Origin of the sequence: Reinekea forsetii, assembly GCF_002795845.1 — a bacterium.
GTDB classification, from domain to species: Bacteria; Pseudomonadota; Gammaproteobacteria; order Pseudomonadales; family Natronospirillaceae; genus Reinekea; species Reinekea forsetii.
Map to the genome: position 1 here is coordinate 3346861 of NZ_CP011797.1, position 26282 is coordinate 3373142.

The following is a 26282-nucleotide window of genomic DNA, read 5'->3' on the forward strand; positions in this document are numbered from 1 at the left end:
TCACCCGCAATGATAATGGTAGGCAAAAGGTCCGTTTCTCCGTCCCGCGATAAGGCTTTACAACATAAAATTCAACCAGCGATCAATAAGTGACGGGTAACCCTCATAAACTTGAGTATTAAAACCAAGAATAAAGACCGCAGCATGCGGTTTTTTATCCTGCCCGTTCTAGCAGCATACTCCAGGGCTTTAGCGTTGAGTGGGCGGGGTCGTGATTTTACTCCACCCCTATAAACTTTCAAACCGCTCTGGGATTGTCACCGCAATTGTCTGCCATAGAATGGCGTTAGGTGACGATAATTAAGTCCGTATATTGCCGCAAAAATAAAAATATTTTTTTAAAGGCAGAACGTCACTGTGAACATACTAAATTCTTATGCCGCTTTGTCGGCTAGCTCGGGCCATAGTTCACTAACTATTCCGGCACTCCCGAACTCAGGTCAGATCCGAGCCAAGCTCAACAAATCCAAACTCCTCTATTTTGCAATGGCCGATTATTTCAGCGCGGGCAAGGCGGATAGATTGCGTGTCGTTTTACCTCAGCAGTAGCTCAACCATAGCCTTCGAAAAACTAACACCGAGGAACTGCCCATGAACATAAGAGTAATAACCGTGGTTAAACTGCTGGTGATTTTATTCACCGTCAATTTAACCGCCTGCATGCCCGATCCCGCCAACGCCCTGATTGAGATTGAAGCGCATCAGGCCATCGTCTATTACCAGCGCGATGGCGCTGATTATGACGGCTGGGGCCTACATCTATGGGATGATATTGGCAGCGTGACCGACGAGGTCGCCAGCGCCACCAGCTGGTCCGAGCCGCTGCTGGCGACCGGGATACACCCGCTGTACGGCGCCTATTATATAATTGATTTACGCACCGACGACTGGGCCGATTTCAAATTTATTGTCCACCAGGGTGATAGCAAAGATTTGGGCGGTGCCGATCATGTTTTTAGTCGCGCAGTGCTGAGCCAAGACGTCTTTACCTTTCAAGGTGTCGGCGAACTGTTTCCCGAGCCATTGCTCGAAGCACCTGTTTTGTTATCAGGCGCCTCGGCCCACTTTATTGATATCGCCAATCCCGGCGGTGCAAGCCTGGTCTACAAAACTCGCTCAACCGCCAACAGCATAGCCCTATGGCATTCGCCCACGGCGGCGCTAAAGTTCGACGCTGAGAGTAAGTCGGTCTCTGGCGGCACGCCGATTAGCATGACCCCGGCCACCATGAGTTCGGCACAAAAAGCGGCCTATCCGCATTTGGCCAGCTTCGATGGCTACGGGTTGGATGCCACCGCCGAGGACGCTAAAAATCTGGTCAAGGACCAGCTGTGGACGGTCGAAAGCAACGCCGCCCATGAGGTGGTGCGCTTAACGCGCGTGCAAACAGCACCCTTATTGGACAGGCTCTATTATGAGGCGGCCCGGGATGCACAATTGGGTGCCTTTAATAACGCCGGCCATACGCAATTTTCGCTCTGGGCACCGACCGCGCAGGAAGTCTCGGTAAAGGTCTACGACAGTCAATTTGCCTTAGTCAGAACCGTTCCCCTGACCGAAGATAGCGCGACCGGTATTTGGTCGGTCAGCGCACCCTTAGATTTAACCGGCCATTATTATCGCTATAAGTTAACCCTGTTCCATTACGCCAGCGGTGCCATTGAATGTCTCGAGGTTACCGACCCCTATAGCTTGAGCCTGGCGCTTAACTCAACCTTTTCGCAGGTCGTCGATCTCGGTGCCGAGGCTCTGCTGCCAGCCGGTTGGCAGGCGTTCGAGCCGTCCAACTTGGTCAACTCCGAAGACATGGTCAATCCCGAAGACATGGCCATCTATGAAGCTCACATTCGCGATCTCAGTATAGCGGACACCACCAAGGTCGATGCAGCAGCCGATGGCAAGTACCTAGCCTTCACCGATGCCAATCGCGAGTCGATGCGCCATTTACAGGCATTGCGTGCCGCCGGCATGACCGCCGTACAGATTCTGCCCGCTTTTGATATCGCCACCATCGATGAGGACGCGAGTGCACGGGTCGATATCGATGACACCTTGGCCGACTACTGTGCGATTAGCAGCGCAGCGCAAGCCAAGGCACTCGAACTGGGCCTAACCTGCGACAGCACACTGATCAGTGCCGCACTAGCGTCACTGAATCCTACGACCGGGGCTGCTCAGGATTTTTATGTCTACCTGCGCCCGCAAGATAGCTTTAATTGGGGTTACGACCCCTTCCACTATACCGTGCCCGAAGGCAGCTACTCGTCCGATCCGAGCTCCATGGCGCGCATTCTGGAGTTTCGTGCCATGGTCCAAGCGCTGCATGATATGGACTTTAGGGTCGTCATGGACGTGGTCTATAACCACACCAACGCCAGCGGTCTGGCTGCCAAGTCGGTACTCGACAAGGTAGTGCCAGGCTATTACCACCGCCGCGATGTCGACTCCGGTGTGGTGACGCGCGATTCCTGCTGCGACGATACCGCAACCGAACATAAGATGATGGCCAAGTTAATGACCGACTCTCTGGTGGTCTGGGCCGACCAGTACCACATCGATGCCTTCCGATTCGATCTGATGGGTCTGCAAACCAAGGTGTCTATGGAGCAAGCGCTGGTCGCGGTACAGGCGGTCAATCCCGCGATCTACTTCTATGGTGAAGGCTGGGACTATGGTGCGGCGGGTCAGAATAAACGTGGCACCAATGCCTCGCAAAGCAATATAGCCGGTACCGGCATCGGTACCTTTACCGATCGATTGCGCGACGGCATACGCGGCGGTGGGCCCTTCGACGAGCTTGGGGATAGCGCAGGGGAAGATAGCCTGCGTCGCAACCAAGGGCTGGCCAATAGCGCCATCCCGAACGAGCTGAACTGGCTTGACTCATTCGACCCCGATGCCGGCACCGCCAACGACAATCAACTCACGCCGGACTTGGAGTTGGCCGCAGCGGTGCTGAGCAATGCCGATATTGTGCGCATTGGCCTGGCCGGTAACCTGAAGAGCTTTGTCTTGACCAACAGCCACGATGACTTGGTGAACGGCACGCAAATCGATTACAAGGGCCAACCCGCAGCATATGCCGATGACCCGCAAGAGATTATCAACTACGTGTCCAAACACGATAATCAAACCCTCTGGGACATCATCGCCTATAAGGCGGCGAACACCGTCAGTAGCGCAGACCGTGCCCGTATGCAGTCATTAGCGGTGGCCACCGGTACCTATGCCCAAGGCGTGCCCTTTTATCACCTGGGCGTCGACCTCTTACGCTCTAAGTCGATGGAACGCGATTCCTATGATTCCGGCGATTGGTTTAACAGAGTTGATTTTGCCAAGCTGGCGGACAGCAACTGGCACGTTGGCTTACCGCGGGAAGATAAGGACGCCGCAAACTGGCCCTTTATTCAACAGGTTACCGCCAACCCCGATGCCAACCCCAGCGTGGCCGATGTGGATTGGATGCGCCAGTCCTTCCAAGAAATGCTCAGCATCCGCGCCGACAGCCCGCTATTTCGGCTCACCAGCGCAGCCGAGGTTATTAATCGCGTCGCCTTCCACAATACCGGCTCCAGCCAGACCGCCGGCCTGATCGCGATGTCGATCGATGATGGGGTGCACGCCGGTAACGATCTGGATGCCCAATACGATGCCCTTATGGTGGTTTTTAACTACACCGATATGTCACACCAAGTAGTGGTGCCAGATGCAGCTGATTTTGAATTGCATGCCATTCAACAGGCCTCTGCTGACAGCAGCGTGCAAAGCGCCAACTTTGCGCTGATCGCTGGCGAGCCTACCTTTCACGTTCCCGCGCTAACCGCTGCCGTATTTGTATTGCCGCAGAACGGTGCTCAGGGTGACGGCTTACCGGCCGGAGATGTGCCCCCCTTCGGCACCACCACCCTGTATGCCGTGGGGGCCTTCTCGAATTGGGCGCATCGTTATGACGGCTATTACATCGGCGAAGACCGTTATGAGTTCCCGATAAACCTGCCAAGCGCCGGCACCTTTGACTTCCGTTTTGCCGACAAAAACTGGGCCAGTTCGACCAATGCCGACAGCTTCAGCAATGGGCCCGGTTCGGCATTTACGCTCACGGCATCAGGGGATAGCGACAACAATTTTTTACTCAGCGTGGCGCCCAGTCAGGCGGGTGATTATCGCATTCAGTTGGACCTGCGCAATCCGGTCCCGGTGATCACCATCAGCGCCGCCAACTTTGATCTGGGTGCCGATATGTATCTTATGGGCACCCTACTCACGCCCAATTGGAGCCCACTGAACGCCGGTTTGTTGGCCTATCGGGGTGCTGGCGACTATCGCGTGCGGCTCGATGCCAGCCCCGGCGACTATAGCTTTAAGGTCGCCGATGCCGGCTGGAGCAATGGCACCAACTTTGGTGCCGGCAGCACTAACGGCGTCACCTTGGGCAAGGCGATGGAACTCGACGGCATAGGTGATATTGCGATTAGTATTCCTGTGGCGGGCGTATACAACTTCAGCCTCGACACCGGCCGCAGCGTGAGTGTGCCGAGCCTGACTGTGGCCGCCTACCCAGAGATGTTTGTGCGCGGTGACATGAATGGCTGGAGCACGGCGGACAGGCTCAGTTATGACGGCATGGGCCGGTATTCTGCCACGCTTACCTTAGACGTGGGCCGCTATGGCTTTAAGTTTTCCAATGAAGACTGGAGCAACGCCTTTGGATTTGGCAGCTCACAGGACCCAGGCTCTATTGTCTTGACCGACAACGGCGGTAATCTGTTGCTGGACGTGACAGTAGCAGGTGACTATCACTTTCGGCTCGATGCCATCGGCGAGGTTATCGGGGTAACCCTGGTACCCTAGTCAGCTACTGTATCCGATACAAATAAGACATTACCGGCCTATAAGCCGGTAACGTCTGGGTACAAAATTTACTATTGCGTCGCTACGGATAACCCTTAAGGCCCACGGTTAAAGGGGTGATGGGCGCGCAGATCCCGGTCGTGGACCCTGTGTGCGCCATCGCCATTGTAATAACCTAGATCGCGCCGCATATGCTCATTGAGATGGGGAAAATCAATTTTATGTATCTTCTTACGTCGAAGAATAATACGACCGATAACAGCGCGCACTTTATAGAACAAACTAACCAAGCTAATAATACATCCTTGTTGATACATCCGTATCACCAACTAAGTTACCACTACGAAGCGTTCCTCGCTTCCCGTTATAGGCATATTAATATTATTATGTTTTTGAAATCAAGAAATTAAAAATATTTTTAATATACTTTAAAGTAATTTAAGAATGTAGCTTTGGCAGGATAATATTGATAACGTTGCCATGGAATTATCACTAACAATAAAGCTCACCATAAAACGTAATCTAACGTTAAGCTAATTAAGCTGGTTAAGCATTGCCCCCGGTAACTTTCAGCGCATCCATGATCGCATTCTCAGATTGAAAAACAGCTAGGGTTTTTTCAACACTATAGGGAGCCTCTTCGAGGGACATGGGTTCCCACTCGCTACGGTCAATTTCAAAAAAGTTACCGCCGTAGATATGAATAGCGCGCGTAAAGGTGTCCGTCGGATTCGTTACTGAATGTATCAGGTTCTTACCAAGGGAGGCCGATTCCCCTGCGGCAATCGATATGGCACCCGCCGCTTCAATTTTACCATTGGGATCGTTTTTCACTCTACGCCAAAAGATATTATCTTCTCTACCGGCATACACGCCGATAACAGCCCACACATTATGGTTATGCGCATTCAATGTCATTTTTGGTGCCCAAACGACATTGATGATTGTCAGCTCGTCGGAAACATAGAGCTTTTCAATCCCGGCTATCGTTTGATGCCCCAAAGCCTGACTAAGGGAATCCGGGTCAGACAGTAACTTATCCACAATCTTAGAAATGTGCTCTTGCGGTTTTTCTTCCCCTAACGCCACTTTGCAGGCTGATACCAATGCTTCAAGATCAAACGACATACTACACCCCTTAATTACAGAAAAATGGATTGACTAAACAGGCCTTAAGTTGTTTGAGCATTACTTTTTTAGACCCCTAACATCACGACGAGCAACTAAGATGAGACAAGCCCCCCACCGCGAAAAACTCGGTCGGTTTCAACCTATAGTATTTATCTTCCACATCCTGTGACTGCTCCGCATAGGGCTGTGTCATCACATCCTGCAGTTCTCGAATTAGAGCATAATTACCCGCTGCTGCTTGTTGATAAGCCGGCACGACGAACCACTCTCGCAGAATGTATTTTGGGTTAACGAGCTTCATCTGCCTAGAAATCTCATCACTGGATCGGTGCGAACTATCATTCGCGTTAATGCCGTAATTGAGCAGCGTTTTCCAATTTTCGAGCCACTCGGTCCAGCGTTGATCGAGCGCTTCGGCGTCTGCATCAAGCGCCGAGTTAGGGTAGAAGCTTTTCTTGAGAGAGCGAATGTCGTTGGGTAGGGACGAGAGCTCGCGGTAGAAAATAGTGTAATCGACCGGCGTTTGTATCATCAGGGTTTCAAGGTCACTGAGCAGAACCTTGCAAAGAGCCTTTTGATCGGGTGTGCTCAAGGTGCTCAGACCCAACTTGGCGGCCCAGATATTGTCCATTTGCGTTTGCATGAGTCGCGGAAATTCACGTTGAATCTCGTCGAGTGCTAGCAAACTGTTCTGATGCGACGCCAGTAACGGCTTTAACGCCAAACAAAACATACCAAAATTCTGCTGCGCTGCGTTGGGTTGGTTCATGAACGAGAAGTGATGACCGCCACCGGTCCAGGGCTGATAATTGGGGTTAAACATATCGCAAAAACCGAACGGGCCATAATCAAGGGTAAAGCCACCGGCAGCGCAGTTATCGCTGTTGAAGTTGCCCTGGCAGAAGCCGACACGAATCCAGTTCGCCACCAGCGCCATGAGCCGACTACGAAACTCACGCGCCAGCGACACCACTTTTTCTGGAGTGGTGAGCTGGCTATCGATCACCTCGGCATACTCACGGTCAATCAGGTGCAACACCAGTTGTTCGAGTTCTGCCATCGCGTTCCGATGTGCGTAATTACGGCTTCGGCGCGCGAACAGTTCGAGTTGACCGACGCGAATGAATGACGGTGCGACACGCGTCGAGATGGCGACGGCTTCGAGTATAAGCTGGTCAGGATTCTCCGAGCGCGAATTCTCTGAGTACCAGGGTCGCTGTACCTGCTCCGTTTTTGACGCGACCAAGCTCAGTGACCGAGATGTGGGCACACCCAATGCGTGCATATGCTCCTGAGCCAAGAACTCGCGGATACTAGAGCGCAACACAGCACGACCGTCCGCGCCGCGGCAGTAGGGCGTACGACCGCCACCTTTGAGCTGCATTTCCCAGCGTTGCCCCTTGATGACGGCCTCGAGTACCGAAATGGCACGACCATCTCCATATCCGTTACCGGTTTGGAACGGGCACTGCTGGGTGTATTCAGTGCCGTAGATCGACAGTGCATATCCAGTGGCCCAGCCGACCTTGCGCATTGGCTCTGGAACCTGAGCGATATCGCCGGAGAACAGGCGAATGAAGTCAGTGGTCTTTGCCATGCTGTCAGCGAAGCCGAGCTCGGAAAAAAAGCCTTTGCTGTGGGCTACATACTCTGGATCTTTGATGGCCGTAGGGCTGACAGGGACGTAATGACCCGTGAAGACTTGTCGCGGCGCGTGGTCGGCACCATCATCCCGCGCATCAGGATCAGCGTTGAGCGTGTCCATGAGGGAATAGTTTGCCAACTTCGCAAGATCGCTGAGTGTTGAGATTGTTGAGGCGGTTTTCTCGGGGTGTCGGTCTGTCATAGCTATTTATACCAAGGCTCATAGAGATAAAAATTTATACTTTGGACCTTATCTCCTTATTTGTACAGATGCTTGAACTTGTTGCGGGTATTGGTTATAAGAAGAAGACGCCCTTTGCGTTTAGGCAGGAAAGGGTTATGGCCAGTTGTACGCGTTGGGATCAAGGTGAGCTAATGGTTCCCTTTGCGATAGCTCTAGAGCTTATTATTCCGGTTTCATTTTAACGAACGCCACAAATAGATACTTAGCAAACAGCCACCCAACAATATTGCCTGATTTATGCGAAACATTAACCTATGTTTTTTCTTACCAATTCCAAAGTATATAAGGAGACCTGATATGGGCATTAACATTAACGCAACAAAACCAGCATAGATGGGTACTAAAGAGACATCATCGGCTGGCGTGTCGTATGACAGGAACACAAATAACGCTGCTATAAGGAGCGTTACGACTGGTAAAAATGATAGGATATCTTTATTCATATTTATTTTTTAACCTGCTAAATTTGGGAATAAAATATTACTAAACGTTGGTCGTCGTAAATTCACTGACACTTGAATCCTTTTTTCTCTAAAAACGCTTTCATATGAGTACGGAGGGGCTTAGCCATCATCGCTGAGATATTAGAAGTCCAGGTCTCCTCTCTGGAACCACGAGAGCGATTGCGATAGTAGTCGCTACAGATTGCGTTGTACTTTACCAGGCCCGCTTCATCTGCCTGATACGCCTCCTCTTTCAGAACCATATCTACCGGCAGTCTCGGCTTCTGCTCCTGCTCTCCTAGCGGATATCCAAAACACATACCGAATACCGGATAAACGTGGTTAGGTATTTTTAGCAAGTCACAAACTTGTTCCGGGTCATTTCGGATACCACCAATGAATACGCCACCCAACCCCAGTGATTCCGCAGCAATCATCGCATTCTGCGCGAACAGGCTGACATCCACTGTGGCGACAATAAATTGTTCCATGGTACCTGAGACCATCTCACTGTTTTCATAAGAGCAAGCCATCTCAGCTCTTTTCAGGTCTGCACAAAAGACAAGAAATACCGGACTGCTCTCTACCCAACGTTGGGAACCGGCCAGTTCAGCAATCTGCTTGCGTGTTGTCGTGTTCCTCACCCGAATAACCGAGTATGCCTGAACAAAATTTGATGTCGCCGCACAACCAGCCGCTTCAATAATTGCCGACACCATGTCATCGCTAACAGGTTCTGGAGCGAACTCCCGAATTGAACGATGATTTTTCAACAGTTTGATAACCTGATTCATATCACATCTATCCTTAATACCTACGTTTGACAAATTAGTTGGTCGATAAGCCGCGAACTTTCATATCAGTGGCCCGGCGTTAGCTGGGTTCGACTGCATTTTTTTGTTATGTGGCAATTGGCTATGCTTCATGTATAACGCAGGGACCTAAAAGCTGACGCTTAAAATAGTAGCTTGAACGGCAATCATCGGCTAGTAACGGTCGTTCCTAGTTAGAGTTAATTATGAGAAAACTCCGATACCAAAAAATCAAAGACTCGTCTGATTCGACGGCTAGTTCGCAATTCATTGTGGGTCACTAGCCATAGATCCATGGTAATCAGGGGAAGGTCGGAGATAATCACACGTTCAACCAGCGGCTCGTTATCGCCAATTTCTTCTACTGTGGCGCAAATTACCACGCCTTGCTTGACCAATTCCCATTGGACAACATGACTATTTGAAATAACGGGAAAGTTTTGCTTGTTTAGATTTAAGCCACGAGAATTAAGTAACTCCATGAGGCGACCAGGATTCTCAGTATCGATGAAACTCGCCTTGTTCAACTCGTCTATCGTCGGAGGATGACCCAGTTGCCGCGAATAGCTTTTGGCTGCATAGAGATGACCTCGAACACTGCACAGTTTTTTGGCAATCAACTCTGGCTGTGTTGGACGAACACTCCGGATAGCAATATCAGCCTCTCTTCGATTGAGGTCGCGTACTTCGTTTGTTGAATGAATTTCGATGTCAATGCCAGGCTCCACTTCCCGCAAAGTCTTGATCATGCGTGGCAGCATAAACGTGGCAAGGAGTTCGGAAGCAGTGATGCTAACATCGCCCTCGATTACATCTGATTTACCCGAAGCCGATAAAGAAAATTGGTTAGCGGCATCACCCATCAGTCTTACGTGTTCCAACAATTTGATGCCATTAGGCGTTAACTCAAGGCCTCGACCTCGTCGGGTAAATAGATCAAATCCAATTTCACTCTCCAGCGCCGCCACCTGTCGCCCCAAGGTAGGTTGCGTCATTCCCATTGAACGAGCTGCTGCTGCCAGTGAACCCTCTTCCGCCGTTACCAAAAAAGCCCGCGCACGGTTCCAGTCGAATGTTATTGATTTCCAATCCATACGAATATGCATACCTGAAGTCCAAATTTCATTGTATTACTTTTATTTTAGCATTGGTAGGCTTGTCAACCAAAGTCACGTTAACAGGATTGAATGGGATGAAATTACCGACTATTGCACTTCTAGTAGTGGCAACACTATCACTAGGGGCGTGTGCGAGTCTGATGCAAACGGCCTCTATTTCCGAAGCATATAAACACTATGAGAGTAAGCATTACGATCGTACGTTGGAGCTGATCAGACAGGCAGAAAGGGCAGAGGCAGTGTCGGCTGAAATGAAAGCCGAATTGACTTACTTAAAAGCAATGACTTACGAGGAATTGGGTGAGGGCGAGACAGCTAACACCCTTTACGAATACTTGATCCAGGAGCACGGCAATTCGCAGTACGGCTATATGGCTGTCAAGAAATTGAATATCAACTAATTATTTTCGGTCATTCAGTTTTAGCAAACTATAACCTGAGACTTTACACATGAAAGACATCATTGTTTGGGCAATACATACCCCCGCGGGAACGATCGTTTTGATGACAGCTGTGTTGGCCATGTTCGCTAAGAAAGGCAGTGCACTTCATAGGAAAGCAGGCTCCTATTTTACTATATCCATGTTGGTCATGCTGATTTCGGGAATTGCCGCCGCTTACCTCAAAAATTCCATCGATGACATGATGTTGGGTGCACTAGTGATGTATACCGTGTTTACCGCCTGGCTAACCGTCCATAATAAAAAGAATGAAACTGGACTCCTTGAAGTAACTGCTTTGATATGGGTTGTCAGTTTCGCATTTACTGCATTTGCGATCAGTATGGGTTGGCGAGAGGAAGAGGCTCCCTTTACCTATCTGATCTGGGGTGGTTTAGCGATTTGCTTTGCATTGGGGGATATTCGCAACCTTTACCATTCAGGGCTTTCTGGCACAGAACGCATTATTAGGCATGTTTCGCGTATTGGCTTTTCACTGGTATGGACGGCATTAGCATTCACCGACAAAATCGTGAAAATGATGGGCGCTAATCTTAAGAATATGCAAGAAGAGCAGCTGCTACTCATCGTGGCGATACCAACCATGCTCATACTGATCACCATCTTATACTGGATAATCAAAATCCTGTTTTTCTCCCGCGAGAACTTTGCGCGTTACGACGGGCCGACTGGATAAATGTTAATGTTTGAAAATTTTTCAAAAACGTCAAATGCAATTAGATTCTGGGCGTCTGCTTTTCACTTGCTGGAGTTTTCTGAGTACTTGCCATATAACGCCGCGCTCAGCCGCCGGAGGTGTTTGGCGCTTTACTTGCGGTTCTTTTGCAAACAAAGTGACAAATACCGGAGGTCGGTTGCAGCGCCTTGTTATGCATCTACTTTTAACTGCGCAATCACAAATAAAGAGTCATCTTCTTCAAATTCCTGATAACTCATAGTTGTTAATACTTCAAAATTCTCCGATATGATATCTAAAAGGCGTTCTTTACGATAATAAGTAAAGAGAAGGCCTTCCATTACCTGGTCTTCTTCGCCAAGCCAGAACGAATGAGCAATAATCCCACCAGGTAACAGGATGCCTGCTTGTCCTAATAGCGATAATGAAAGCTCATCCTTCGTTAAATGATGTAACACCTTATTTGAATATATACAGTCAAACTTTTCATTGATATCAATATTTTTTGCGTCATTCTTTATAAAATTTATATCTGGGAATTTATCTTTGCAGCGTGCTAAAAATTCTTCAGAATAATCTGAGCCAGTAACTTGGTAGTGTTCATTTAAAAATGGAATATCAAAGCCTGGACCAGTGCCTAGTTCAAGAACAGCTTTTCCATCCTCGAGATATTTTTTTAACAATTCATAGATATTGCTTCCATCGTAGTCTTTACACATCTCGATGTACTTATCTACATTCTCAGAGTCTTCATAGAAATTCATTAGATTCCCTCTCTAGATGTTGCATAACGCTGCCAACACGCGCAGCTTTGTAGTGGAGTCGAAGCCGCAACAGAGAAGTTGTCGCTGTGCTTGGCCTTGTTATACCTGGTCACTAAAAGCCAACTTAAGTCCGAGCGCAGAAAAACTTGTAGCGAAAATTCTCTGCATTACAGCACTGGCTTTTTTTGACTTAACAATATAATCGCTAAAGCTGCCTGAAAGAAGACCGTACACAATAAACACAGCAAAGGTCATAAGCATAAAAACAAGTCCAAGAATCATCATACTAACTAGAACGCTATCGGTTGTGCCAGGGATAAACTGTGCTGATAATACTATTTTTAATGCCTGTAGGCTGGGTAATGTGACACGGTTGCAACACCCCAACTTAACCTAAACTAAAGACAAGCTGACACCGGATAACAGCTTATTACTCGGCTCTGGCCGTTTTTGCCGGGTTCCGCTTTTGCTTTAACTGACAAAAACCTAGAACCGACTGTAGGGTGGACAGTCTGTTGCCTGCAAGGGTCTCTGTCAATTAATCAAGCCCGGCAAGAACCGACCATAGAGTCGATGAGTGCTGCAAGAATATTTCAATATTTTTTATATAAAACAAGTACTTATCTATGATTCGTGTCTTTCTACCCCCCGCATCCTATATCGAACAATTGGTCAGCGTTCCGGGCAAATCCAGCGCCCGCCGTTTTAGCCCGAAAAAAACTGGCTTTTCCAACACATTTTTAGAGATTTTGCGATGCAGTTCACGTGGAGCGAGTTCCTGTCGTACTCTAGAGATGAGTCTAGTCATATCATTGGCCGGCTTTCTGCTACCCCGCAACTCTGCACTCAATTTATGTAGGGGAGGGGTATTCGTGTTCTGAAGTATTACGTCTTTATTCCAAACTTAAAGCAGTAAATCGGATTTGTCGAATGGCAGTTAGCGAGCGATACCTATTGCGGCAAGGCGGGTGTGTATCTGCCCAATGCGTTGGCAACAAAATAGCCTAATGCTCAATACGAGTTACGCTGACCTGTTGTCTCTTCATGCTGATCATCCCATTCGCTTATAGGAGCTTTTAAAAAACCAAACAAACCCCAAAAAAAACCCAAAATAAAACCGAACAACTCGAACCAACAGAGTCCCTCTGCCAGCCTGACCTGCCCGGTCTTTTTACCTTTTAGGGCCCGCGCCTGAGTGGGCCATATACCACGAACGATTCAGAACGGGGGTGACGTTCATGCACTCGGCGATTGCTGTCGCCATTGTAGTATCCTAGATCACGACGCAGATGTTCACTCACATCGATGAAACGAATTTCAGTACTTTTGTTCCGACGAGATGAAGTAGCGCGTGAAACGGTACGGCGAAATAGCGCGCGAATACGCGCAAAGGTATTGGCCAAGTTCATAGTAAACTCCTAGAGCTAAGTTTTATGAACCGGAGTTTTAAACGAGGTAGGAAAGATATGGACTATCTTTACCAACCGAACCGCGCTGAAGACTCGCGGTTCGGTTGGTTTAAAAACTAAACGAAACGCGGATTATCGTTATCGATCGCATGTGCGCCGCTAAATGAATTCCAGAAATTCATTGCGGTACGCATAGCAACAGAACAACCCCGGCCCATATTGGCCGAATGAAGTTGGGCATTGTGTTTTTGCATGCTCACCATCTGAGTTCTCCTGGATAACGCGAATTATTTTCGCAGTTTGTTTGTTGGCCGACGGATGTCGACATTTATAGGCTAACAGGCTGTTGCATAAAATCAACCACTGCGTTTCAGTTTTTGCATGTTTTTCCATATTGCTTTTGGTTTGTCCACATTGGCTTCTGCATTATGAAAAGCTAACATTTATTCCGGCCGCGCTCGGTCTCTGTTCAGTGTTGCGGTTCGGCCTGCCATAGCCGGTGCACTGAGCGCTTAAAAGCCCGGGTGTGATACACTGCCCGCAACGTTCAGGATGCCTATTCCATGCTCTATACCTACCCGTCGAACCGGCTTGAAAACCTGGTCAGCGCGCTCGATACCTTGCTGCAATCCTCCACCGCGCCGGTGCTGGCCGCCGATGTCATTTTGGTGCAACACCCGGGTATGCAGCATTGGTTGAGTATGGAGCTGGCCAAGTTACCGAGCCGGCAAATCTGCATGAACGCCGTTTATCCGTTGCCGGTGCGCTATTTCTGGGATCTGATTCGGCTCATATTGGGGCCGGAGCGCATCCCGGAGCGGTCGGTGTACAGTCGGGAGATTTTGGCTTGGCGTATCTACGCCCTATTGCAAACCCCTGCGCTGGCTGACGATCCGCTGATGGCCGAACCGACCCAATATTGGCAAGACCAACCTGCAACCCTGCGTGACAGCCGTCGCTTTCAACTGAGCGAACAGCTGGCCGATCTCTATGAACAGTATCTGATGTTTCGGCCCGAGTGGATTGAGCAGTGGCAGACCGGTGCTACGCCCCATTGGCAGGCTAAGCTGTGGCAAGCCCTGGTCGCGCAAAACGCCGACCATCCACTGGCGTTAATGCGAGCCGCCTTGGGGTCTATCGACCAGCCAGCGGCCAAATTGCCCGGCACCTTTTATATTTTTGGTATCAACGCCCTGGCACCGATCTGGCTCGACTTTCTCAGCCAAATTGCCAGTCGAGCGGACGTCGATATTCATCTGCTTTATCTCAATCCCAGTGTCGAGTATTGGGATGAACTGCGCTCGGAAAAACAACTCAGTAAGGAACTGGTGCGGGCCTCGCAAACCCGGGCCAACTGGGTCCTAGAACAGCAGGACGCGCAACGCACCAGCCTGCCCGATGTCGGTAACCCCTTACTCGCCAGCTTGGGCCACCAGGGCCAGACCTTTGTGCGTCTGCTGTCCGATAAGGCGCACTATGACTTACAGGTGTTTTCGCCGGTTGGACGCCAATCTTTTCTCGGCCAATTGCAGGATGACATCTTACAGCTCAAGGATGCTCGGCCGACCCCGCCAGCACTGCCCGAGCCACCCGCCGATGAGAGCATCTGCATCACCTCGGCGCACAGCCCCTTTCGCGAGGTGCAAGCCCTGCACGATTGGTTGCTGCATCAGTTCAATCAGGACCCAAGCCTGACTCCGAAGGATGTGGTGGTGATGTGTCCCAATGTCGAGGACTATGCGCCCTTTGTGCAGGCGGTCTTTGCGCGCAGCTTCGCCAACATTCAAGACAGCGTGCCGCCCCTGCCGTGCTCCATTGCCGACCGTAATCTAAAAGATGCCGATCCTACGGTCGCGGCCTTTCTCGAGCTGCTCACCCTGCCCGATGCCCGCTTCGAGGTGAATCAAATCTTGGCCTGGTTACGGGTGCCGGCCATTGCCGCCAAATTTTCGCTTTCGGCCAATGATATTCAAACCATCAGCCAGTGGTTGGAGCACGCCAATATTCATTGGGGCTTGAACAGCCAGCACAAGCAACAGTGGGTATCAGGCGAAGTAAGTGACCACTTTACTTGGCAGCAAGGGCTAGACCGGCTGTTACTTGGCTTTGCCTACAGCGATCAGAGCCTGTACCTGAACGATCAGGTTCTGCTGCCCGATGTCGAAGGCAGTGCCGGTCTGTTACTCGGTAAGCTCACCCAGATTATCGGCCAGCTGCGCGATGTACGTTCCCAGTTAGTGGCCGCCCGCACACCATCTCAATGGCAGGCCTATCTGATCGAGCAGATCCAGATTGCCCTGCTGTCCAGCGATGCACTGTTTGAACGCAGTAATCAGGCCCTGCTTAAGGCGATCAATGATGTTACCGAATACGCCAATCAGGCCGGCCTACAGGCGGAAAAAATTCCGCTCACGGTGATGCGTGCAGTGTTGGAGCAAGCCTTTGCCAGCCCGGAACAGACCGGCAGCCAATTTATGACCGGACAAATCACCGTCTGTTCGATGGTGCCGATGCGTTCGATTCCGTTTCGTATTGTCGCCATTCTTGGACTCAATGACGGTCAGTTTCCGCGTACCCGCCCGCCGCTCGGCTTCGATCTCATGGCCCAAGACCCGATTCGGCTCGGCGACCGATCGCGCCGGGGTGACGACCGCTATCTGTTTTTGGAAGCGCTGTTATCGGCACGCGATGCGCTCTATTTAAGTTATCAGGGTTACGATATTCACAAGAATGAAGAGCGTCCGCCATCCTTGGTGCTTGATGAGTTGATCAACTATCTCAACCTGGGTTATGGCTTCGACCCCGCTCACGATTTACGCCGCATGGCCCTGCAGCCGTTCAGTCGAAAAAACTATCAGGGTGCTTTGCCTTCCTTCGATGCCCATTGGGCGAGCCTACTCGATGCCCGCCCACTGGTTGACCAAGGCCACCAGGTGCCGCCCTTGGCGGAGCTAAAAAACCATTGGCGACTGGATGAATGGATCCGATTTTTCACCCACCCAGCGCAGTACTTTGCTCAGCAACGGCTCGGTTTATATTTGCAGCAGGATCGCGACGAGGGCCTGGACGACAGCGAACCCTTTGATATGAGTTACCTCGACCGGTACAGCATTAAGGTTGAGTCGATACAACAGGCTATTCAAGCGCAAACGACTCCGAGCGCCTCGGTCGACATCCTGACCTATCGCCGGGCCAATAGTGCCGTGCCGCTGCACGCCTTGGTGGGCGAGGAAATCGCTCAGTGGCAAGATCAGGCGGCCGATTTCAGCCGCCATTTGATCGCACTCGGCGCACAGACCCTAACGCTCAGCCATAGGGTACTCGAACTCAACAGCGCAACACCGGCACTTGAGCTAACCGCCGACCTGCCGCTGACCGACTCGCATGGGTTGCTGTTTTGGCGCCCGGCTTCGATCAAGGGTAAGGATCTGATCAGCCTCTGGTTGCACCATCTGGTCGCCAACGCCGGCGGCGAGTCGTGCCACAGCCAGGCCATTTTTCACGGTACCAAGGAGAGCCTGGTCTTGCTCAGCTGTGCGCCGGTAGAGCAGGCGCAAGCGCAACTGAGCGCATTCTATGCCGTGCTCAAACAGGGTCTGGAGCAGCCGTTGTTTTTAAACGCCGATCTGGCGCTGGCCTGCCTGTTGGGCAAGGACGATGACAAGGCCTTTGCGTCGAATTGGCAAGACAGCTATAACCAGCGCGGCTACAGCTATGATTCCTATATCGCCCAGTTTTGGTCGGTGCGGCCAGACTACGACAGCACCCTGGCCGCCGTGCAGGACTGTTACGGTGCACTGATCGCCGGTATTAAAATCACCACCCTAAGCGAGGCCGAGCATGAATGAATTAGACAGCACCAGCCTGGTCTTGCGCGGCGCGCACCTGATAGAGGCCAGCGCCGGCACCGGCAAGACGCACAATATAGTGCGCATCTATTTGCGCCTGCTGTTGGAGCGCGAGCTGGGTGTCGAGCAGATTTTGGTGATGACCTTTACCAACGCCGCCACGGCCGAACTGCGCAATCGCCTAAGCCGTTTTTTACGCCAAACGGCGGAGCATTGGCAGACCGACAGCGATCCGGTGATCGTCGCATTGCGTGGCAAAATGTCTACCGAGCGCGCGCAACTCCTACTGAACCGTGCCCTGCTGCAATTGGATGAGGCGGCTATTTTTACCATTCACGGTTTCTGTAAACGCGCCCTGTCGCAGCAGGCTTTTTTCAGTGGCATGAGCTTCAATGCCAATTTAGAAGCCGACACCAGTTTGCTGACGCTGCAAGCCACCCAGGATTGGTATCGCGAACAGATGCAATTCGATACCTATGACATTCTGTATTCTGCTTGGAAAACGCCAGAAATATTTATCCAACATTGGCGACCGGTGATCGATGGCAGTCACCCAATCAGCTTGCCCCCGGCCCCGCAATTAGACACTCTATTGGCAAATTTCGTCAGTGCCTGGCCGGACGAGCGACCGCTCTTCGCCAAGCATAATGTCGACAATAAACGGGCCAAGGCTGAAACTCGAGCACTCAACCGAGCAACGTTGGAGCGGCTCGATCGCCTAGCCGATGATGGCGATCTGGCCGACGAGCGCGACCTGGATGCCAGCCAACTAAAAAGCTGCTTCAGTACGGCCACCAAAAGAACCGTCATGCCGGCAACGCACGAGCTGATGTTGGCCCTGGCGAGCGGTCGCGATACCGTTAAGATCCGCTTGGCCTTGACCGGGGTCGAAGCCATTCGTGCGCATATCCATCAGGATAAGGACCGTCTCGATCAACTCGGTTTTAATGACCTGATCATTCAGCTCAAATCCGCTCTGCACGGGCCCAATGCCGACGCTCTGGCAGCAGCCCTGCTAGAGCAGTATCCGGCCGCCTTAATCGATGAATTCCAAGACACCGACCCCGATCAGTATGCCATTCTCAGCGCCCTCTATACCGGGCAGCCGGATGCTTTCGTGTGCATGATTGGCGACCCCAAGCAGGCCATCTATGGGTTTCGCGGCGGCGATGTGTTTGCCTACTTGCAGGCCCGCCAGCAGGTCGATTATCAATGGACCATGAACACCAACTACCGTTCCGATCCGGCCGTGATCCACGGTTACAACCGAACCTTTTTGCAGCAGGAAAGTCTGCTCAACCGCCACACCTTTGGTTTCGACATCGAGTACCGCGCGGTCAATCCGGCGCCCGATGCGCTCGACCCCGTCTGGTCCGATGGCGACCGGCGCAGTGCGGTGCAGTGGGTGCATTTTGCCAGCGACCCGAGCGCCAGCAAGGGCCTAACCAAGGCATTCCAAAGCACCATGGCCCGCTGGTGTGTTGCCGAAATAGTCGAGTTGATCAGCCAGGTTCGGGTTGATGATGTGCCGGTGCAAGCCGGCGACATTGCCCTGCTGGTGCGCAGCTATCGCGAAGCCGAACTGCTGCAGGATTACCTGACCGCGGCGGGTATCCATTCGGTCTATCTGAGCTCGCGCGCCGATGTGTTTCAGTCGGCCGAGGCCGAACAGTTACTGCTCTTGCTCACCGGGATCTGGCAGTTCGATAACGACCGGGCCTTTATTGCCGCCTTGGCCTGCCAATGGATCGGCCTCAGTACCGGCGAACTGGAAGCCCTGCAGCAGAACGAACACCAGTGGGCCCAGTGGCAGGCGAAATTTGAACAGTGGCGCACCGATTGGCAAAAGCTAGGCCTGATGAGTATGGTGCTGGCGGTGTTGCAGCAACATTTTCGGCCCAGCTCAATCCGGGTCGACCGCCAGCTGACCAACATGTTGCATCTGGCCGAACGGCTGCAAAAGGAGAGCGGCCATTTGCGCACGCCCGATGCGCTATTGCATTGGTTCGAGCGCGCCCGTCAAGACGGCGCGCACAGCGAGGGCAACCTGCTGCGCCTGGAAAGCGATGAGGCGCTGGTGAAGATTATTACCCTGCACGGCGCCAAGGGTTTGGAATACCCAATCGTGTTTTTGCCCTTTGTCAGCTATTTTGGCAAGAGCCCAAAGGCGGCCTCGGCAGTGCGCTACCACGACCGCCACAGCGGCACAGCGCATCTATCCTTTCAAGCCAGTGACGAGATCCGCCGGCTGGCCGACGAAGAGGATCAGGCCGAGCTGGTACGACTGTTTTACGTTGCCGCCACGCGGGCCTCAAAGCGGCTCTATTGCTGTATGGCCAACTTTGCCAGCTTCCCTAAATCCGCCTTGGCGCTGACCCTAAAGCAGTCGACCTATGATGTGCCGGCCCTGACCGACTTGCTCAGCGTCGCCGGCGCGGCCAGCCTGCTCACGGTGCCCGACCGGCAGATCCCGGCAGCCTATTGGCACGATCCGAGCACGCACAGCGCGGTGCAACCGGCCCAGTTTAATGGCCATATCGAACGCGACTGGTGGCTCAGTTCGTTCTCGGCTCTGACCCGCCATGTGGGCCACAGCGGCCACACCACACCGGACCGCGATGAAACCGACCCGGCACTGCCGGCCAGCAGTGCCACCCAAGCATTACGCTTTCGCCTGGCCAAGGGCGCCGAGGCCGGTAATCTATTACACGATTGCCTGGAGTCGGCCGACTTCGCCGCGCCCGATTTCGCCACACTCTATGCGCAGGCGGCGGACCGTTACAGCAGTCTTGCCGACACTTACACAGAGGCTGAGTTCACCCTGTGGATAAGCGAGATCCTAGCCGCGCCGCTGACTCAGGGCGGCAGCCTAGGCGAGCTCGGTGCCGAGCAGAGCCTGCGCGAAAGTGAATTTTATTTTCCCATGCGCGGCAGCCGAGTTAGCCTGCTGGCTGAGCTGATTGCCGAACACCGCGGCAGCAACTATCAGCTGCCGGACCATCTAAAACTCAAAGGCATGATGCATGGCTTTATCGATTTAATTTTTGAACGCGACGGCAAGTTTTACGTCGCCGACTATAAGTCGACCTTTCTCGGCGAACAGCTCGCCGACTATGGCCACGAGGCAATGCAGGCCAGCATTCACAGCAATAGCTACGATGTGCAATACCTGATCTACGCCCTCGCCCTGCATCGCTATCTCAAGGTGCGCTTGTCGAACTATCAACCGGCCGAGCACTTCGGTGGCGTCTATTATTTTTATCTGCGCGGCATGGGCCCGGATCAACCCGGCGGGGTTTTTTACGATCCGCTCAACGCCGATCTGCTGGCTCGACTCGATGCAATTTTCGCCCTACCGCATGACGTTGTCGACCAACCAACCGGGACGCTCACCCTATGACGCTTAACCTAGCCAGCCCCTTTCAGGCGCTCGACTTCGCATTGGCCGAGAGCATCGCTCAGTGGCATCAGACAGATGATGCGCTGTTCAAACAATCGGTGATGGCGGTCAGCTATGCCTTACAACAGGGGCACAGTTGCCTGTCGCTGGTGCAGTGTCTCGACGAGGCGCCGTACCGTGATATGAGCCAGTTTGGCCTGCCGGCCTTGCCCAGCGCTGCGGATTGGCAAACGCACTTATCGACCTTTGGCATCGGCCCCGAAGATGGGTCACCGTTGGTGCTGCACAACCAGCGCCTCTATCTGCGCCGTTATTGGCAGTTTGAAAGCGAGCTGTTGGCTTTCTTGGCCGAGCGCTATCAACAACCCAGCAGCCTCAGCCAGGCTCAGCTCGAGCAGGCGCGCAAACTCTTGGCCAGCTATTTTGCACCGACGCCGGGGCAAATCGATTGGCAGCAGGTCGCCGCGGCCAACAGCCTGTTCAGCAATGTCAGCACCATTATTGGCGGCCCCGGTACCGGCAAGACCCATACGGTGACGCGTATTCTTGCGCTGCTCGCGGGCCTGAGCGATCGGCCGCTGGTGATTAAACTGGCCGCGCCGACCGGCAAGGCAGCACAGCGCCTGGCCGAGGCAATCCGCGAGGCTAAGGCGGCATTGAATCTGGATATGTTGGTCGATCAGGCCATCCCCAATGAGGCCCACACCCTGCACCGATTGCTCGGGGTCATTCCCAATCGACTGCAGTTTCGTCACCAAGGTGATAACCCGATCGAGGCCGATGTGCTGTTGATCGATGAGGTCTCGATGGTCGACTTACCGCTGATGGCCCGGCTGTTCCGCGCGATCAAACCGACCACGCGGCTGATTCTGCTCGGCGATGCCGATCAATTGCCCTCGGTCGCTGCCGGCAGCGTCTTGGCCGATCTGGTGCGCAAGCCACATCCCGGTTACAGCGAAGCCCGCCGCAGCCAATTGCAGGCAGTGGGCATCAAGCTCCCGGCCGCCAGCATCGAGCTTGGCGCCCCGCTCGATAGCGTAACAGAACTGACCCTGAGTCGACGTTTTGCCCACGGCAGTGGCATTGGCGCCCTGGCCCAAGCGGTGATCCGGGGCGATGCTTCGGGCAGCCTGGCGGTCTTTACCGATGCCGCCGATCTAACCTGGCTCGGCGCACACGACCTGCACGATTGCCTGCACGGCTGGATTCGCAACCATTACCGGGCCATCGCCGAACAGCCCGATCTGCACCAGGCCTTTGCGCACTTAAAGACCTTCCGCATCCTGTGCGCCCTTCGTGACGGCGAACGCGGCGTAACGGCCCTCAATGACTGGATCAGCCAACGGCTCAATCCCAGCCGGCAACCCTTCTTTAAGGGCCAACCAATCATGGTCACGCAGAATCACTATGGTCTAAAACTCTTTAATGGCGATGTCGGCCTGGTCTGGCCGAACGAGGACGGGCAGTTAATGGTCTGGTTCGAGGCCGAGGGTGAACCGCGTCCGGTGACGCCGGGTCGCTTACCGACCTTCGAGACGGTGTACGCCATGACAATCCATAAAACTCAGGGATCGGAATTCGATGAAGTGGCGTTGGTGTTACCGGACCATCAATCGCAGTTGCTGAGCCGGGAACTGATCTACACCGGCCTAACCCGAGCCAAAAAACGCTTCAGCTGCTTGGGCACGGCTGCTGTTTGGCGCGCAGGGGTTACGGCGCGGGTTGATCGCTGGGCGGGGTTGGCGGCGCGGTTGCAGGGATAAGACTCGGTGGTCAATAATCGCTCCACCCCTGATCTCGGCCTCGATAGATCCATATCAAAATAGCTAGACTCTCAAATTTATGAAGAAATGAGAGTCTAGATGAATAGGCTTCCATAGATTCACGTCTAAACAGATAGCCTCTCACTTTTAGTGATATTTGACATTCAAATAACTAACAATATAGTAGTCAAACTACATTGATATCAATATTTCCCATATAGTGAGAGCCTAATGGACGTTAAGGATCTAGATCTAGAAGATGCAGTACATTATCACTACGACCAATTCCCCCCTAAGCAGATGAATTATGGAAATTTCGTTGATAGCTTGATTAAGGCGACTGACGCGATAGCTCGATATGATCAGATGCTGAAGAATATGCATAATAGCGAGATACTATTAGCCCCTCTAAGAAATCAGGAAGCTGTTATTTCATCGAGAATGGAAGGCACTGTAAGTACGATGGATGAGATTCTAAAATACGAAGCGGACCATAAGGGGGAAGCTACAGAAAACCCAAATGTACGATCGGAAGTAATCGAAACCATTCTTTATCAGAGAGCCTTAAAAGCTGCACAAGAAGCAATGAATGATGGCTACCCCATTTCTCAATCAATGATAAAAGCAATTCATCAGCGCCTTCTGTCGTTTGGTCGAGGTGCTAGCAGGTCTCCCGGAGAATTCAAAAAAGAGCAAAACTATCTCGCTGATCGAAATAAGAAGAAGATACTATTCGTTCCAATTCGCCCTGAGCAATTGCAGGATGGCTTGGACATATTATTTGAATATATAAGTAAAAATACTGATCCAGCATTGATTAAATCAGCTATGGCTCACATTGAGTTTGAAGCATTGCATCCATTTAAAGATGGTAATGGACGAATTGGTCGAATGCTAATAACGTTAATGCTATGGAAGTCTGGCACCATATCATCTCCCCATTTTTATGTGAGTGGCTATTTCGAGGATAATAAAGACGAATACATCGATACAATGAGGCGTGCATCGGAAACTGGAAACTGGGATGAATGGTGCTCTTTCTTTCTGAAAGCAATCGAACAGCAAGCCATAAAAAACTTAGCTATTGCTGAGAATATAAGAGAGCTCTATGAAGAAATGAAGCAAGTCTTTGCTGAAGTACTGTCTTCAAAATGGAGTGTAACAGCTCTTGATTTTGTATTTACAAATCCCGTGTTCCGCAATAACAAGTTTACATCTAATAGCGGAATTTCTGCTGCAACAGCAGCACGATTCACCAGAACGTTATTAGATGAAGGTATTATTCGAACTGTTGAGGAAGCGTCAGGAAGAAGACCCGCGCTATACTCTTTTGAGCCGTTAATGAATCTAGTTCGAGTTTAAACATCTAACCCTGCCCGGTCGTACTAGGTCATATAGCCGCCTGGGAGAAGTTCTACCATGACCATTCAGAAAACCCAGGGCTTGGAATAGGATGAGGTGGCGCTGGTACAAACGGACCACCCCATTAAGACGCAACCAATTTAACTGTTCACTATAACCTGTCGGACTATAATTAGCTGAGCGTTGTAATCCCCCCCATTTTTAATCTCAGCTAAAAATAGAGAGTTTGTCAATCACAGCAGTTGTCTTGGCGGAACCCCGCCAATCGAAGAATGTGGTCGCTCATTATTGTAAGTCCATTGCCTGATGGCTGCAAACTCCCTGTCCGGCCAAGATGTTCAGTCTGTCGCGGCACGGATTGATCGATGCGCTGGGTTGGCGGTGCGGTGCGGTTGCATCCTTGAAGTTCGTCATCCTGCTAGCTAGGTTCGGGGTGCCATCCTAAAGCCTGATGACTTGCCCAGATTGGGCTAGGTCATCCGCCAAGATAGTTGCTGTAATTGATGAGTTCTATATTTTAAGCTGAGATTAAAAATGAGGGGTATTCAGCGGCTTTTTGCGTTTCTTTGCAAACCGCGAAAGGTTATGGAATCGGATAGAGCGCCCTTCTAGCAGTTTTTATTGGTGTGTTTTATGCTCAAGACGCTCAGCGAGCCACACTTTAATTATTGATTGGCGTGTAACACCCAGCCTAGAAGCTTCTTTATCTAATGACTCAATCATCCAAACGGGAAAATCTACATTAACCCTTTTTTGTTGCAGATTTACGCGCTTTACTGAAGAAAGATCTAAATTTGAAATTAGGTCTTCTTCGTTTGCATCAAATTTCTCTTCAAAATCTTTAGCTTTCATATAACGAAACCTCGGAATTTCTAGACCTTCTAACTGAAATTATACGAATAATTGAGTTTCTATAAGTGATTACAGCTGACCAGTGGTTGTTTCCGATTTGACCTATAACTAGTGATCTCTGTTCATCTAGGGTGCTAGCTGAAATCTGAACCAAGTTTGAATCATCCCAAAGACTCTTAGCTTACTCAAAGTCAACGCCATGCTTTTCTAGGTTTTATTTTACTTTTTGTGGATAATACTCAACCTCGTTCGTGTATAGAAATTATACCTTTATTATATAAAAAGCAATACTTCCACTATGCCATTTGCTGCTGCTAACATCTTCGCAGCCGCGAACGTCAGCGTGTCGAAGGCCCGCCGCGACGGCGGTTTAAAAGGCGGGCGAGTCGTTGCCGAAACTTGTTATCAGGAATTAGCAGGAAATCTGGCTGACTACCCGGTACCTTACAAAAACCAACTCAGTTTCCGTAAGGTATATCTTTCTAATTGCATTCTTAAGCTGAAATGCAAACAAAAACCCTTCTGACCTTGCATGGAAACGACTTAACTCGTTAATAGATATAGTCTCAACATCAGAGATTTCAATTAGGCAGATGAACTCAAGTTCTTCATTTGTCACAGCTTCTAACTTTTGCCCTGGCTTATAACATCCTTCAGAGCGGCTTCGAACGGTTGCTGTCTTTCGACCTGATAAGATCAACGGAGCAAGCCTTCCAAAAAAGCTAATTTGTTCCATTTAGATAAAACCTCCATTTACTCATAACGCTTATGTGCTACCGCGAGCGTTAGAAAATCAACGACTCTGACCCGTTTGATCCTTGTGCGTATAGTTAGGGTTTTGCGGGCCAGGTAATATCTATCTTGCGGTGTTGAGCAACACAATCACGAAGATATAGATTAATTAGGCTTTGATAGGGAACACCGTCTTCTTCTGCCATTTTTTTGAAATAAACGATGACATCCTCACTAAGCCGCATAGTCACGGGCTTTTTGAGTTTTGATGCGTAAGGATTCTTACGTGATTTCATTTGTGATAAATCGTATTCAGTTTTCATGGGTTGCCACCTCGGTAATTTTCACGCTCCTTCTTTGTAGCCTTACGTGCAGATATTATTCGGATCGTTTCACCGCTATCTCGTTCGCAATGGCAGACAAGCAGAACTCGCGTCACGTTACTTAGACCAAGCAAAAGAAATCGCTCTTCCCTGCCAGAATGCACCTCATCGTAAAATTGAACAGCATACTCGTCATAGAACACCGACTGAGCCTCATCGAAGCTAACACCATGTTTTTGCCGATTGCCTTCCCCTTTCACAGGGTCCCACTCGAATCTAATCATGCGTACATTGTATGTACATATCGAAACTAGTCAAGAAGTGCCCAGTGAGTTGCAAATCCTTCTTTAAAACTCTCTGATTCCGCACTTCCACCGAAAGAGCAAGTATCGATTAACCAAATAGGCTTCTTACTGGAAGCCGCGTTGCTCTGTCCTCCGCGTCGTCCA

Annotated in this window: 18 protein-coding genes and 1 pseudogene; 7 read left to right on the forward strand and 12 right to left on the reverse strand. The window is 51.1% G+C overall.

Annotated elements, in window-relative coordinates; all coding sequences use genetic code 11:
* Positions 1–591: 591 nt before the first annotated feature.
* Positions 592–4851 carry a pullulanase-type alpha-1,6-glucosidase gene (gene pulA / locus REIFOR_RS15305; protein ID WP_100258387.1) on the forward strand — a complete coding sequence of 1420 codons (4260 nt, stop codon included), beginning with the start codon at positions 592–594 and terminating at the stop codon, positions 4849–4851.
* A gap of 95 nt (positions 4852–4946) precedes the next feature.
* On the opposite strand, the gene REIFOR_RS16805 is transcribed toward pulA, so the two are convergent.
* The 5 genes from REIFOR_RS16805 to REIFOR_RS15330 all read right to left on the reverse strand — a co-directional run bounded on the left by REIFOR_RS16805 (position 4947) and on the right by REIFOR_RS15330 (position 10231).
* Complete coding sequence (locus REIFOR_RS16805; protein ID WP_145980315.1) at positions 4947–5168, reverse strand: hypothetical protein; 222 nt, start codon at positions 5166–5168, stop codon at positions 4947–4949.
* A gap of 229 nt (positions 5169–5397) precedes the next feature.
* Positions 5398–5979: a hypothetical protein gene (locus tag REIFOR_RS15315; RefSeq protein ID WP_100258389.1), complete on the reverse strand. Its 582-nt coding sequence runs from the start codon at positions 5977–5979 to the stop codon at positions 5398–5400.
* Between the two features lie 82 nt (positions 5980–6061).
* Positions 6062–7828 carry a protein adenylyltransferase SelO gene (locus REIFOR_RS15320; RefSeq protein WP_100258390.1) on the reverse strand — a complete coding sequence of 589 codons (1767 nt, stop codon included), beginning with the start codon at positions 7826–7828 and terminating at the stop codon, positions 6062–6064.
* Positions 7829–8375: 547 nt separating this feature from the next.
* Positions 8376–9107 carry an oxygen-insensitive NADPH nitroreductase gene (gene nfsA / locus REIFOR_RS15325; protein ID WP_100258391.1) on the reverse strand — a complete coding sequence of 244 codons (732 nt, stop codon included), beginning with the start codon at positions 9105–9107 and terminating at the stop codon, positions 8376–8378.
* 218 nt (positions 9108–9325) lie between these two features.
* Complete coding sequence (locus tag REIFOR_RS15330; RefSeq protein ID WP_100258392.1) at positions 9326–10231, reverse strand: LysR family transcriptional regulator; 906 nt, start codon at positions 10229–10231, stop codon at positions 9326–9328.
* Positions 10232–10317: 86 nt separating this feature from the next.
* On the opposite strand from REIFOR_RS15330, the gene REIFOR_RS15335 reads away from it, so the two are divergent.
* Complete coding sequence (locus REIFOR_RS15335) at positions 10318–10644, forward strand: hypothetical protein (RefSeq protein WP_100258393.1); 327 nt, start codon at positions 10318–10320, stop codon at positions 10642–10644.
* Between the two features lie 49 nt (positions 10645–10693).
* Positions 10694–11380, forward strand: a complete 687-nt coding sequence (locus tag REIFOR_RS15340; RefSeq protein WP_100258394.1) for a hypothetical protein — start codon at positions 10694–10696, stop codon at positions 11378–11380.
* Between the two features lie 191 nt (positions 11381–11571).
* On the opposite strand, the gene REIFOR_RS15345 is transcribed toward REIFOR_RS15340, so the two are convergent.
* Entirely contained in the window at positions 11572–12144 is a 573-nt protein-coding gene (locus REIFOR_RS15345; RefSeq protein ID WP_100258395.1) for a class I SAM-dependent methyltransferase, read from the reverse strand.
* Positions 12145–13669: 1525 nt separating this feature from the next.
* On the reverse strand, positions 13670–13816 hold the full coding sequence (locus REIFOR_RS16880) for a hypothetical protein (RefSeq protein WP_158524411.1): 147 nt from the start codon (positions 13814–13816) through the stop codon (positions 13670–13672).
* Between the two features lie 300 nt (positions 13817–14116).
* On the opposite strand from REIFOR_RS16880, the gene recC reads away from it, so the two are divergent.
* The 4 genes from recC (at position 14117) to REIFOR_RS15370 (ending at position 23926) form a co-directional block, all read left to right on the forward strand.
* Positions 14117–17401, forward strand: coding sequence for an exodeoxyribonuclease V subunit gamma (gene recC, locus REIFOR_RS15355; RefSeq protein WP_100258397.1), 3285 nt, complete (start codon positions 14117–14119; stop codon positions 17399–17401).
* Positions 17394–20801: an exodeoxyribonuclease V subunit beta gene (recB, locus tag REIFOR_RS15360; RefSeq protein ID WP_100258398.1), complete on the forward strand. Its 3408-nt coding sequence runs from the start codon at positions 17394–17396 to the stop codon at positions 20799–20801. The genes recC and recB overlap by 8 nt, the downstream gene beginning before the upstream one ends.
* A complete protein-coding gene (recD, locus tag REIFOR_RS15365; protein WP_100258399.1) occupies positions 20798–22564 on the forward strand; it encodes an exodeoxyribonuclease V subunit alpha in 1767 nt (588 codons plus the stop codon). Before recB ends, recD begins: the two co-directional genes overlap by 4 nt.
* A gap of 231 nt (positions 22565–22795) precedes the next feature.
* Complete coding sequence (locus REIFOR_RS15370) at positions 22796–23926, forward strand: Fic family protein (RefSeq protein WP_100258400.1); 1131 nt, start codon at positions 22796–22798, stop codon at positions 23924–23926.
* A gap of 618 nt (positions 23927–24544) precedes the next feature.
* Here REIFOR_RS15370 and brnA read toward each other — a convergent pair.
* The 5 genes and pseudogenes from brnA to REIFOR_RS15395 all read right to left on the reverse strand — a co-directional run bounded on the left by brnA (position 24545) and on the right by REIFOR_RS15395 (position 26117).
* Positions 24545–24778, reverse strand: a complete 234-nt coding sequence (gene brnA / locus REIFOR_RS15375) for a type II toxin-antitoxin system BrnA family antitoxin (protein WP_100258401.1) — start codon at positions 24776–24778, stop codon at positions 24545–24547.
* Positions 24768–24947: pseudogene (locus tag REIFOR_RS15380) on the reverse strand (BrnT family toxin); the annotation flags it as partial. The pseudogene REIFOR_RS15380 and the gene brnA, both read right to left, overlap by 11 nt.
* Positions 24948–25190: 243 nt before the next feature.
* A complete protein-coding gene (locus REIFOR_RS15385; RefSeq protein ID WP_227003707.1) occupies positions 25191–25514 on the reverse strand; it encodes an ASCH domain-containing protein in 324 nt (107 codons plus the stop codon).
* A 94-nt stretch (positions 25515–25608) separates the two neighbouring features.
* Positions 25609–25833, reverse strand: coding sequence for a CopG family antitoxin (locus tag REIFOR_RS15390; RefSeq protein ID WP_100258403.1), 225 nt, complete (start codon positions 25831–25833; stop codon positions 25609–25611).
* Positions 25830–26117: a BrnT family toxin gene (locus REIFOR_RS15395; protein WP_100258404.1), complete on the reverse strand. Its 288-nt coding sequence runs from the start codon at positions 26115–26117 to the stop codon at positions 25830–25832. Before REIFOR_RS15395 ends, REIFOR_RS15390 begins: the two co-directional genes overlap by 4 nt.
* Positions 26118–26282 lie beyond the last annotated feature (165 nt).

Coding starts and splice junctions, on each gene's coding strand:
- pulA (WP_100258387.1), top strand. CDS start 592: ATGAACATAAGAGTAATAACCGTGGTTAAACTGCTGGTGATTTTATTC.
- REIFOR_RS16805 (WP_145980315.1), bottom strand. CDS start 5,168: ATGTATCAACAAGGATGTATTATTAGCTTGGTTAGTTTGTTCTATAAA.
- REIFOR_RS15315 (WP_100258389.1), bottom strand. CDS start 5,979: ATGTCGTTTGATCTTGAAGCATTGGTATCAGCCTGCAAAGTGGCGTTA.
- REIFOR_RS15320 (WP_100258390.1), bottom strand. CDS start 7,828: ATGACAGACCGACACCCCGAGAAAACCGCCTCAACAATCTCAACACTC.
- nfsA (WP_100258391.1), bottom strand. CDS start 9,107: ATGAATCAGGTTATCAAACTGTTGAAAAATCATCGTTCAATTCGGGAG.
- REIFOR_RS15330 (WP_100258392.1), bottom strand. CDS start 10,231: ATGCATATTCGTATGGATTGGAAATCAATAACATTCGACTGGAACCGT.
- REIFOR_RS15335 (WP_100258393.1), top strand. CDS start 10,318: ATGAAATTACCGACTATTGCACTTCTAGTAGTGGCAACACTATCACTA.
- REIFOR_RS15340 (WP_100258394.1), top strand. CDS start 10,694: ATGAAAGACATCATTGTTTGGGCAATACATACCCCCGCGGGAACGATC.
- REIFOR_RS15345 (WP_100258395.1), bottom strand. CDS start 12,144: ATGAATTTCTATGAAGACTCTGAGAATGTAGATAAGTACATCGAGATG.
- REIFOR_RS16880 (WP_158524411.1), bottom strand. CDS start 13,816: ATGGTGAGCATGCAAAAACACAATGCCCAACTTCATTCGGCCAATATG.
- recC (WP_100258397.1), top strand. CDS start 14,117: ATGCTCTATACCTACCCGTCGAACCGGCTTGAAAACCTGGTCAGCGCG.
- recB (WP_100258398.1), top strand. CDS start 17,394: ATGAATGAATTAGACAGCACCAGCCTGGTCTTGCGCGGCGCGCACCTG.
- recD (WP_100258399.1), top strand. CDS start 20,798: ATGACGCTTAACCTAGCCAGCCCCTTTCAGGCGCTCGACTTCGCATTG.
- REIFOR_RS15370 (WP_100258400.1), top strand. CDS start 22,796: ATGGACGTTAAGGATCTAGATCTAGAAGATGCAGTACATTATCACTAC.
- brnA (WP_100258401.1), bottom strand. CDS start 24,778: ATGAAAGCTAAAGATTTTGAAGAGAAATTTGATGCAAACGAAGAAGAC.
- REIFOR_RS15385 (WP_227003707.1), bottom strand. CDS start 25,514: ATGGAACAAATTAGCTTTTTTGGAAGGCTTGCTCCGTTGATCTTATCA.
- REIFOR_RS15390 (WP_100258403.1), bottom strand. CDS start 25,833: ATGAAAACTGAATACGATTTATCACAAATGAAATCACGTAAGAATCCT.
- REIFOR_RS15395 (WP_100258404.1), bottom strand. CDS start 26,117: ATGATTAGATTCGAGTGGGACCCTGTGAAAGGGGAAGGCAATCGGCAA.